Below are 10,119 nucleotides of genomic sequence, written 5' to 3'. Positions count from 1 at the left end.
GCCGGAGCAGGAAGCCACATCGGAGTCTCCCCGACAGCAGATGCGCGAGTCCGGTGCTGTGGCTGTCCGTGAAGGGCTCCTTGAGGGAATCAGGTTCCCTCAAGGAGCCCTTCACGGACATTTGCGGAGCAGACAGCCGCGGCTTCGGAGAAACCCCCATCCGGCACCGGTCCGCAGGCGAGCGCGAGGCGACCCCGCCTCGATGCGCCACAGCACAGCCACATAGCGTGAACCTGTGGCCGAAGACGGTGGGGGAAAGCGAATTCTGGGCGCCCATTGGGCATTTGCCGCGTTCTTTTTCGGAGTCGCCGGCTACTACCTCGTCACCCTCCTCACCGCGGCCGCGTTCAACCGGCACGTCGGCGAGGACGACCCGGTCGAGGCGTACGCGGGACCGTTGCTGCTGCTGGCGTTCCTGCCGAACCTGGTACTCGGCCTCGGCCCGGCGATCGCCTCGCTGCGGTACGGCTCCGGCCTGGAACGCGACTTCGGCCTCCGCACTCGCGGCCGCGACCTCCGCATCGGCCTCGCCTGCGGCGCGCTCGCGCTCGTCGCCGGCTTCGTGCTGAACGCCGCCGAAATCGCCGTCTTCGGCGGCGACGAGGTGTCCGACAGCCCGCTCACCGACCTTCCCGACGTTTCCGGCGGAAGCCCGGTCTGGCTCGTCGCGACCGCGCTGGTGCTGGTGATCGCCGTCCCGCTCACCGAGGAACTGCTTCTGCGCGGGGCGCTGTGGAACGCCCTGCTGCACTACAAGATCCCGCCGTGGGTGGTGCTCGTGCTCACCTCGATGATGTTCGCGCTGCTGCACGGCGAGACCACGCGCACGATCGCGCTGTTCGGCCAGGGTCTCGTCCTCGGGCTGGCCCGGCACTATTCCGGCCGGACCTCGGCGAGCGTGCTCGCGCACGCGGCCAACAACCTGCCGCCCGCCGTCCTCCTGTTCACCGGGCACTGAAGCCCGCCGGGAACAGAAGAAACCGGTGACCATTCGAGTACTGTGCGAAACCATTCCGGCCGCTAGGCTCGACCGGTGAGCAGAGCGAGCACGGGGAGGCGGGCGTGACGACATCACAGCCCCGTGAACCCCTCTCCAGTGCGCTCTCCCCGGAGGACTTCGTGGCCGAACCGACCGCGTTCCCGGCGCATCGCTGGGGATTCGGGGCATTCCTGCTGGTCGAGGCTGTTTTGCTGGCGTCGGCCGCGTTCATCGGCGCGCTGTCGGGCCCGACGGCTCCCGGCAGGCCGCTGCCGATCAGCACGGTGCTGCTCGGCACGATGCTGCCCACCATGATCGCCGCCGGCGCCGCGGTGCTGATCACCGTCGTGCGCGGCAACGGCCCGAAGCTCGACCTGCGGCTCGAATGGCGCTGGGCGGACATCTGGACCGGGCTCAAATTCGGCATGCTCGGCCTGGTGCTCACCTCGCTGAGCGCCTACGTGTGGACCCAGCTGGTCGGCTCGGCGGACGCGACCTCGGCGATCAGCGCGCTCGTCGACGACCGCAAGATGTCCGTGCCCGCCGCCGCGGTGATGTTCGGCTACCTGTGGCTGGTCGGGCCGATCTGCGAGGAGATCATCTACCGCGGCCTGCTCTGGGGCGCGGCGGAGCGGCTGCAGTGGCGCAGCGAGCGGTGGGGCCGGATCGCCGCGTTCCTGCTGTCCACCGCGGTGTTCGCGGCCAGCCACCTGGAACCGCTGCGCACCACACTGCTGCTGGTGATCTCCATCCCGATCGGGCTGGCCCGGCTGACCACCGGAAGACTGGCCGGCAGCATCGTCGCGCACGCGGTCAACAACTTCCTCCCCGCGGTCGCGATCCTGCTCGGCGCGCTCGGTCTCGCGTCGTTCTGAGCCTGGTCACGCACGCTTAACCGGGGCCTTGTGCGGGTGCGGGGACGGGCATCTGGCAGAATGTTTGCTTGCCCGCTTCCGCCGGACCCTCTCGCCGTGTGGAAGCTCCTGACCTCCGGGCGCCGCAAGCCTGTCCCCACGGGTTCGGCGCGCGCCCCGCACCACACAGCACTGAGGAGTACCCACACCCGTGGCCGTCAAGATCAAGCTGCAGCGCCTCGGCAAGATCCGTGCGCCGTACTACCGCATCATCATCGCCGACGCGCGCACCCGCCGGGACGGCAAGGCCATCGAGACGATCGGCAAGTACCACCCGAAGGAAGAGCCGAGCTTCATCGAGGTCGACACCGAGCGGGCGCAGTACTGGCTGGGCGTCGGCGCGCAGCCGACCGAGCCGGTCCAGCGCATCCTCGAGATCACCGGCGACTGGCAGAAGTTCAAGGGCCTGCCGGGCGCCGAGGGCACCCTGAAGGTGGCCGAGCCGAAGCCGTCCAAGCAGGAGCTGTTCAACGCGGCGCTGGCCGCGGCCGGCGAGGAGCCCTCCACCGAGGCCGTCACGCCGAAGAAGAAGTCGGCCCCGAAGAAGGCCGAGGCCGAGAAGGCAGAAGCCGCTGAGGGCGAGAAGTCCGAGTGAGCTTCCTCGCCGACTCCCTCGAGCACCTGGTGCGCGGGATCGTCGACAACCCGGACGAGGTCCGGGTCGAGCTGCTGACCACGCGACGTGGCCGCACGCTCGAGGTGCACGTCCACCCCGACGATCTCGGCAAGGTGATCGGCCGGGGCGGGCGCACCGCGACCGCTCTGCGCACCGTGATGGGCGGCATCGGCGGCCGCGGCGTCCGGGTGGACGTCGTCGACACCGATCGCTGACCCGGATTCTCGGAAACGGTCAGGTATGGACGTCGTAGTCGGCCGTATCGCGAAGGCGCACGGCATCCGCGGCGAGCTCGCGGTGGACGTGCGCACGGATTCGCCGCAGGAGCGGTTCGCGATCGGTGCGGTCGTCACGACGAAGCTGCGCGACGGCAGCACGAGAGAACTCACCATCGCAGCCGCCCGCGAACACAGCGGGCGGCTGCTGGTGCGTTTCGAACAGGTGCTCACGCGCGACGTCGCGGAAACCCTGCGCGGCGCCCTGCTGCTGGCGGACACCGACACGCTGCCGCCCACCGGCGACCCGGACGAGTTCTACGACCACGAGCTGGCCGGCCTGCGCGCCGAACTGCTCGACGGGACCGTCGTCGGCAAGGTCGTCGAGGTGGTCCACTCGCCTGCCGGGGAATTGCTCGAACTCGATCACGACGGGCGTTCGGTGTTGGTACCTTTCGTCCGCGCCATCGTCCCGGTGGTGGATGTCGCGGGAGGCCGGGTCGTGCTCGATCCGCCCGAAGGCCTCCTCGACGCTGACTGAGGGGGAGTTCGTGAAGTTCTGGATCAAGGCTGCCTTCGCGGCCGTTCTGGCCACCGCTTTCGCCGCGCCGCCCGCACAGGCCGCTTCGCCGGTGTACAACGACTTTTCGCTGATGTTCCAGCGCAGCGCCGGCCAGTACGCGCCGCCGGGGGAGAAGGCTTTCCAGTGGGCGTGGTCGCCGCAGTCGGCCACCGAATCGCAGATCACCTGGGGCGACCCGGTCACGTGGCCGCCGGCGACTGCCGAGCACTTCGTCCGCTCGGGCGACTGGGTGCTGCTCGACGGCTGGGACGGCAACGGCACGTACTACACGGAGCGGGTCACCGAAGAGTCCGTGTGCACCGGCTCCACCTGCACGCCGATCCCGTCCGACGGCGGCCGCCAGCACTACGTGCGCTGGACCGTGCCGTCCACCGACTACCGGCTCGTCGCTCGCGGCACGATCACCGAGAAGAGTTCGGGCAAGGTCGTCCGCTTCGAACATCTGCAGACCTGGGGCGCGCCCGCTCCGTGCTCGAACGCCCGCTTCGGGGCACGCACCTGCATCACGCAGACCGAGACGTGGTCGGACGACAACGGGCTGCCCGCCGGGTCGCCGATCCGCAAGACCCTGCACCGCAGCATCAAGATCGCGAAGGGGCTCGGCATGGCCTTCGCGATCGACCAGGACTTCCCGAGCCCGTGGCACGCCCAGGCCACCGAGTACTGGAACTGGTAACCGCTTGCGCATCGACGTCGTCACCATTTTCCCCGAGTACCTCGACCCGCTGCGCGCCGCGCTGCTGGGCCGGGCGATCGACCGCGGCCTCATCGAGGTCGGCGTGCACGACCTGCGCGACTGGACCCATGACGTCCACCGCGCGGTCGACGACGCGCCCTACGGCGGCGGCCCCGGCATGGTCATGAAGCCGCAGATCTGGGGCCCGGCACTGGACGACGTGTGCGGCGACGGGACCCGGCTCGTGGTCCCGACCCCCGCGGGCAAGCCGTTCACCCAGGAACTGGCGCACGCCTACGCCGAGGAAAAGCACCTGGTGTTCGCCTGCGGCCGGTACGAGGGCATCGACCAGCGGGTCGTCGACGACGCGGCCCGCCGGATGCCGGTCGACGAGGTCTCGATCGGCGACTACGTGCTGGTCGGCGGCGAGGCCGCGGTGCTGGTGATGGTGGAGGCCGTGGTCCGGCTGCTGCCGGGCGTGCTCGGCAACGTGCGGTCGGCGGCCGAGGACTCGTTCTCCGACGGCCTGCTCGAAGGCCCCAGCTACACCCGCCCGGAGGTGTGGCGCGACCTGGCGGTGCCGGACGTGCTGCGTTCGGGCAACCACGCGCTGATCGACCGCTGGCGGCGCGACCAGGCGCTGCGGCGCACCGCGCGACGGCGGCCGGATCTGCTGGACCGGCTGCCCGAAGGAAGCCTGGACAAGCGGGACCGCGAGGTGCTCGACGGGCTGGACGACCAGCCCGGATAGGCCCCGTGCGAGGTCCCCGGGGGCCTCTGCCATAATGGATTAGTTGGCGTGACGCGTAGTGCTTGACATCTGCCCAGAGCAGACGTCAAGACGCGACGTCAACCGTGAATGCCATCAGCCCCGGGCTAGTCGCAGTGATCCACTGCGCGCTCAAGCTGTACGTAAGCCACACGAATACGAGGACGGACCACCGATGAACACCCTGGACGCGCTGGACGCGCAGTCACTGCGTTCCGACATCCCGGACTTCCGCCCCGGCGACACGCTCAAGGTGCACGTCCGCGTCATCGAGGGCAACCGCGAGCGCAACCAGGTCTTCCAGGGCGTCGTGATCCGCCGTCAGGGCGGCGGCATCCGGGAGACCTTCACCGTGCGCAAGGTTTCGTTCGGCGTCGGCGTCGAGCGCACCTTCCCGGTGCACTCGCCGAACCTGGCCGAGGTCGAGGTCTTCAAGCGCGGCGACGTCCGCCGGGCGAAGCTGTACTACCTGCGCGAGCTGCGCGGCAAGAAGGCCAAGATCAAGGAGCGCCGCGAGAACCGCGAGACCACCTCCGCCTCCTGAGTGACGAGCCGGTTACCGGTAGCCTGGCGACGTGGTCGAACCTGTGTCGCGGAACGCCGATGAGGACGGCCCCGAACGCCCGGAGGAGGACCAGGAACGGTCCGGCGGGCGTCGGGGGTCGCACCGGCGGGGCAAGCCCTCGAAAAAGCGGTCGTTCTGGAAGGAACTGCCGATCCTGATCGTGATCGCCTTGGTGCTCACGATCCTGATCCAGGCGTTTCTGGCCAAGGTCTACATGATCCCCTCGGGGTCCATGGAGTCCACGCTGCACGGCTGCCCGGGCTGCACCGGCGACCGGATCCTGGTCGACCGCGTCACCTACGACTTCACCGACCCCTCCCCGGGGGACGTGATCGTGTTCAAGGGCCCGCCCGCGTGGACCGAGAACGAGATCGCGCCGCAGGAGTCGAGCAACTTCGTCGTGCGCGCGCTGCGCGGTCTCGGTTCGCTGGTCGGCTTCGCGCCCCCGGACGAGCGGGACTTCGTCAAACGCGTCATCGCCACCGGCGGTCAGACCGTCCAGTGCTGCGACGACCGCAACCGGGTGATAGTCGACGGCAAGGCCCTCGACGAGCCCTATATCCACTGGGAAGACGACCACCACCGCGTGCAGGAGTCGTTCGCCCCGGTGAAGGTCCCGCAGGGCGCGCTCTGGGTGATGGGCGACAACCGCAACAACTCCGCTGACTCGCGTTATCAGGGCGGCGGCGGACCCAACGGAGCCGTGCCGGTCGACGACGTCATCGGCAAGGCCCGCATCATCGTGCTGCCGCCTGGCCGCTGGGGCGGGATCTCGGACCACAATCCGCAGCAGAACGCCCAGCCGGTCGCGCTCGGCGCGCCCGCGTGGCAGCAAGGGCTGCCGCTCGGCATCGGCTTCGCCACCGCGGTGCCGACGCTCTTCGTCGGACGCCGGTTGAAGGCAGGCCTCCGCAAGGCGGCCGGCCGGAGACGGTAAGCGGTGCGCTCCGTCCGCGACTTCCGGGTGGTGCTTCGGTGACTCTCCCTCCTCCCCGCATGCCGGCAGAACCGCTGCGCCCGCCGCGTGCTGTGGTACGCGGCGAGCTGTTCTGGGGTCTGCAAGGCGCGCTCGAACGACGCGGCCTCGGCCCGGTCGTCGGCGTGGACGAGGCCGGAGCCGGAGCCTGCGCCGGTCCGCTCGTGGTGGCTTCGTGCGTGCTCCGTCCCGGCGACGGCGCGCGGCTGCCCGAGCTGACCGATTCGAAAATGCTCACCGCGAAGGCCCGCGACCGGGTTTACGACCGGGTCCTGCAGCGCGCCCTCGACTACTCGGTGATCGTCATCCCGTCCGAGCAGGTGGACCTGCTCGGCATCCGGGTGATGAACCTGGAAGGCATGCGCCGCGCCGTCGCGGGCTTGCGCACCCATCCCGGCTACGTCCTCACCGACGGCTTCCCGGTTCCCGGCATCCCCGCGCCGAATGTCGCGGTGATCAAGGGAGACCGCAGCGTCGCGAGCATCGCGGCGGCGTCGGTGCTGGCGAAGGTGACGAGGGACCGGATCATGGCCGGCCTGCACGAAGAGTTGCCGGCGTACGGGTTCGACGTGCACAAGGGCTACAGCACCTCGGACCATCTGGCTGCGCTGAGTGAGCACGGACCGAGCCCGGTGCACCGCTGGTCCTACACGAATGTCGCCACCGTTGCCCTCGCACACGGGCTCACTGCCCCGCATCCGGTAGTCCTCACCTACGCTGCACTGGAGAATGCCCTGGAAAAAGCGGGCGGGCCGGTCCGTGCCACGGGCCGCTCGGTGGGTAAGAATGAACGCTCCGCCGCCGGAGCAGGACGAACGCGAGGAGGGGCGCGGATTTCATGAGCGCAGAGGATCTCGAGAAGTACGAGACCGAGATGGAGCTCTCGCTGTACCGCGAGTACCGCGACATAGTGGGCCAGTTCTCGTACGTGGTGGAGACCGAGCGGCGGTTCTATCTGGCCAACGCTGTGGACGTCCAGGTCCGCGACGGAGGCGGCGAGGTGTACTTCGAGGTGCGCATGTCGGACGCCTGGGTGTGGGACATGTACCGCCCCGCCCGGTTCGTGAAGCACGTCCGGGTCATCACCTTCAAGGACGTCAACGTCGAGGAACTGGACAAACCCGATCTGCGGCTCCCGGAGGACGGCCCGTTCTCGGGCTGACCAGCTCCGCTTTTCGCCACGAGGCCACCCGGCACCTGCCCGGGTGGCCTTCGTCGTCTCTGCACGCCGCCCTGACAATTCCGCGGCTCCCTCCCGCTCCGGACCAGCAGCGATCCACAACCCCCGGCTTATCCACAGGCGGCTGAAATCCCCCTGGCGCAGGATCCGATCACGTTGCGATCGTGAAAGCACACGCACCGTGATCGGCGGTGCTCTCGCTGTCCGAGGGGGACACCATGAACGAGGGCCAGCACCCCGGCGCGCACTGGCGCCGGACGTTCGGCCGCTGGGGCGAAGACCTCGCCGCCCGGCATCTGCAGGCCGCCGGCATGGTCCTGCTCAGCCGGAACTGGCATTGCCGCGAAGGCGAACTGGACCTGGTCTTGTCCGAAGGCGACCGGGTGGTTTTCTGCGAGGTCAAAACCCGCTCCAGCACCGAATACGGCACCCCGGCCGAGTCGGTCACCCCGGAAAAGATCGACCGCGTCCACCGGGCAGCCATGCGCTGGCTCAAGGAGCATCGGGTCGGCTGGTGTCGCGTCCGCTACGACGTCGTGACCGTCTACGCGCCGGATGGCGAGGAGCCGGTCGTGCGGCACCTGGTGGGAGCTTTCTGATGCCCCACGCCAAAACCTGGTCCGTAGCGTTGCTCGGCATCGAAGGCCGAGTAGTGGAAATCGAAGCCGACCTAGGAGGCGGCCTGAGCCGGGTCACCCTGGTCGGCCTGCCCGACGCCGGTCTCCGCGAGGCGAAAGACCGAGTCCGCTCCGCGGTCCGCAACTCCGGCCAATCCTGGCCGGACGGCAAAATCACGCTGGCCCTGTCGCCCGCCAACCTGCCCAAAATGGGTTCGGGCTACGACCTGGGCATCGCCGCCGCGGTCCTGGCCGCCATCGGCGCCGTCCCGGCCCGGAAACTCCTGCACACCATCCTGCTGGGAGAACTGGCCCTGGACGGCCGAATCCGCCCAGTACGCGGCGTCCTCCCCGGCCTGCTGGCCGCCAAAGCGGCTGGCCACGAACGCGCCGTAGTCCCCACCGATTCCCTAGTGGAAGCCGCCTTGGTCGATGGCCTGGAAGTCTCCGGCGTCACCCGCCTAGCCGAACTCATCGCCTGGCTAAAAGACGAGGGCGACCTAGAACCACCAGCCCCGCCTGCTCCCGCCGCCCCCGAACCCGTCCCCGACCTGTCCGACGTAGTAGGCCAACCAGAAGCCCGCTGGGCCCTGGAAGTAGCCGCCGCGGGCGGCCACCACCTCCTGCTCACCGGCCCGCCCGGAGTCGGCAAGAGCATGCTCGCCCGGCGCCTCCCCGGCCTGCTGCCGGACCTGTCTCCAGACGAATCCCTGGAAGTAACCGCCATCCACTCCGTAGACGGCTCCCTCTCGAAGTCGTCGCCCCTGGTCACAGTCCCGCCCTTCGTCGCCCCCCACCATTCGATCAGCCCACCAGCCCTCATCGGCGGCGGCACCGGCCTGGCCGCCCCCGGCGCCATCAGCCGAGCCCACCGAGGAGTGCTTTTCCTGGACGAAGCCTGCGAATTCGGCAACCAGCGCCTCGACTCGCTCCGCACTGTTTTGGAGGAAGGCGAAGTCCGCATCGCCCGAGCCAAAGGCGTCGTCCGCTATCCCGCCCAGTTCCAGTTGGTCCTCGCCACGAACCCCTGCCCCTGCGCCCCACCCCGAGAAACCGACTGCACCTGCTCCGTCACCACCCGCCGCCGCTACCTGTCGAGACTCTCCGGCCCGCTCCTGGACCGCGTAGACCTCCGAGTCCGCTTACGCCCTCTCACCGCGATCTCCGCGCACCAATCGACTGCCCCCGAACCGTCGTCGGCCGTCCGAGCGAGAGTCCTGGCCGCCCGAGAGCGCGCGAAACACCGCTGGCACCAACACGGCTGGCAGTCCAATACCGAGGTGCCAGGCCCAGTCCTGCGCCGAGACTTCGCACTGCCGCCGCCCGCCACCGCAGTGCTCGACCGCGCCCTGGACCGAGGCCTCCTGACCGCACGAGGAGCCGACCGCTGCTTGCGCATCGCCTGGACCCTGGCCGACCTAGCCGCCCTGCCCCGCCCCGACACCGACCACGTGACCGCCGCGCTCGACTTCCGAGAACGCAAAACCGGCTAACCCGCCCGGCGTCTCCCGCCTGCCGAACCCAACGGCAAGTCTCGGCCCCGGTGGGCCGCCCGAGCCCAATGAACGAGTCCCGACCCTGGTGGGTCGCTAGCCCAGCCTGACGACAAGCCCCGCCCTTGGTGGGGCACCCGAGCCCAACGACGACCCCGGCCCCGGTGGGTCGCCCCGAGCCCAATGAACAAGTCCAGTCTTCGGCGGTCGCCCGAGTTCATCGACAAGCCCCGACCCCGATGGTCGCCCAAGCCAACGACAACCCCGGCCCCGGTGGGTCGCTCGAACCCGACGACAAGGCATGCCCTCGGCAACCGCCCAAGCTCAACGACAAGTCGCGACTCCAGTAGCCGCCCGAACCCAACGCAACCCGACCCAGGCCACTCCCGTTCGCCCCAGCCCGTGCTGGAGGCCCCGCCCCGGCTGGCACCCGTCGCCTGAGCCGCACCAAGCGGTCTTCGCCATCGAAGCCCCGCCCAGATTTCTCAACCCCGGACAGGCAACCCCGCCCGTCCGGAACCTCAACGAAAGGAAAG

The 10,119-nt window shown here is 69.5% G+C and carries 13 protein-coding genes; all 13 read left to right on the top strand.

Features of this window, described 5'->3' with window-relative positions:
- Positions 1-235 precede the first annotated feature (235 nt).
- Positions 236-958 carry a CPBP family intramembrane glutamic endopeptidase gene (locus ACWGIC_RS17590; RefSeq protein WP_452076979.1) on the top strand — a complete coding sequence of 241 codons (723 nt, stop codon included), beginning with the start codon at positions 236-238 and terminating at the stop codon, positions 956-958.
- A 104-nt stretch (positions 959-1,062) separates the two neighbouring features.
- Positions 1,063-1,854 (top strand): CPBP family intramembrane glutamic endopeptidase, encoded by a 792-nt coding sequence (locus tag ACWGIC_RS17585; protein ID WP_452076978.1) that lies wholly within the window; start codon positions 1,063-1,065, stop codon positions 1,852-1,854.
- 190 nt (positions 1,855-2,044) lie between these two features.
- Positions 2,045-2,488 (top strand): 30S ribosomal protein S16, encoded by a 444-nt coding sequence (gene rpsP / locus ACWGIC_RS17580; protein ID WP_452076977.1) that lies wholly within the window; start codon positions 2,045-2,047, stop codon positions 2,486-2,488.
- A complete protein-coding gene (locus ACWGIC_RS17575; RefSeq protein WP_003103110.1) occupies positions 2,485-2,724 on the top strand; it encodes an RNA-binding protein in 240 nt (79 codons plus the stop codon). The genes rpsP and ACWGIC_RS17575 overlap by 4 nt, the downstream gene beginning before the upstream one ends.
- 25 nt (positions 2,725-2,749) lie before the next feature.
- Positions 2,750-3,265, top strand: coding sequence for a ribosome maturation factor RimM (gene rimM, locus ACWGIC_RS17570; RefSeq protein WP_452076976.1), 516 nt, complete (start codon positions 2,750-2,752; stop codon positions 3,263-3,265).
- A gap of 10 nt (positions 3,266-3,275) precedes the next feature.
- Entirely contained in the window at positions 3,276-3,983 is a 708-nt protein-coding gene (locus ACWGIC_RS17565) for a hypothetical protein (RefSeq protein ID WP_452076975.1), read from the top strand.
- 4 nt (positions 3,984-3,987) lie between these two features.
- The gene (trmD, locus tag ACWGIC_RS17560) at positions 3,988-4,734 is read left to right on the top strand and encodes a tRNA (guanosine(37)-N1)-methyltransferase TrmD (RefSeq protein ID WP_452076974.1); all 747 of its coding nucleotides are present in this window, start codon (positions 3,988-3,990) and stop codon (positions 4,732-4,734) included.
- A gap of 193 nt (positions 4,735-4,927) precedes the next feature.
- A complete protein-coding gene (rplS, locus tag ACWGIC_RS17555; RefSeq protein ID WP_009074470.1) occupies positions 4,928-5,296 on the top strand; it encodes a 50S ribosomal protein L19 in 369 nt (122 codons plus the stop codon).
- A 31-nt stretch (positions 5,297-5,327) separates the two neighbouring features.
- Positions 5,328-6,254, top strand: coding sequence for a signal peptidase I (lepB, locus tag ACWGIC_RS17550; RefSeq protein WP_452076973.1), 927 nt, complete (start codon positions 5,328-5,330; stop codon positions 6,252-6,254).
- A 92-nt stretch (positions 6,255-6,346) separates the two neighbouring features.
- Complete coding sequence (locus tag ACWGIC_RS17545; protein WP_452076984.1) at positions 6,347-7,135, top strand: ribonuclease HII; 789 nt, start codon at positions 6,347-6,349, stop codon at positions 7,133-7,135.
- Complete coding sequence (locus tag ACWGIC_RS17540) at positions 7,132-7,455, top strand: DUF2469 domain-containing protein (RefSeq protein ID WP_003096226.1); 324 nt, start codon at positions 7,132-7,134, stop codon at positions 7,453-7,455. The genes ACWGIC_RS17545 and ACWGIC_RS17540 overlap by 4 nt, the downstream gene beginning before the upstream one ends.
- A gap of 236 nt (positions 7,456-7,691) precedes the next feature.
- The gene (locus ACWGIC_RS17535) at positions 7,692-8,072 is read left to right on the top strand and encodes a YraN family protein (RefSeq protein ID WP_452076972.1); all 381 of its coding nucleotides are present in this window, start codon (positions 7,692-7,694) and stop codon (positions 8,070-8,072) included.
- A complete protein-coding gene (locus ACWGIC_RS17530; protein ID WP_452076971.1) occupies positions 8,072-9,583 on the top strand; it encodes a YifB family Mg chelatase-like AAA ATPase in 1,512 nt (503 codons plus the stop codon). Before ACWGIC_RS17535 ends, ACWGIC_RS17530 begins: the two co-directional genes overlap by 1 nt.
- The last annotated feature ends 536 nt before the right edge of the window (positions 9,584-10,119 follow it).

It is taken from the genome of Amycolatopsis sp. NPDC054798, assembly GCF_053611505.1.
This window is presented reverse-complemented; position numbering and strand designations above follow the sequence as displayed.

Excerpts from the sequence above, each read along its gene's own strand:
- rimM (WP_452076976.1), top strand. The coding sequence starts at position 2,750 with ATGGACGTCGTAGTCGGCCGTATCGCGAAGGCGCACGGCATCCGCGGC.
- rplS (WP_009074470.1), top strand. The coding sequence starts at position 4,928 with ATGAACACCCTGGACGCGCTGGACGCGCAGTCACTGCGTTCCGACATC.
- ACWGIC_RS17540 (WP_003096226.1), top strand. The coding sequence starts at position 7,132 with ATGAGCGCAGAGGATCTCGAGAAGTACGAGACCGAGATGGAGCTCTCG.
- ACWGIC_RS17535 (WP_452076972.1), top strand. The coding sequence starts at position 7,692 with ATGAACGAGGGCCAGCACCCCGGCGCGCACTGGCGCCGGACGTTCGGC.
- ACWGIC_RS17530 (WP_452076971.1), top strand. The coding sequence starts at position 8,072 with ATGCCCCACGCCAAAACCTGGTCCGTAGCGTTGCTCGGCATCGAAGGC.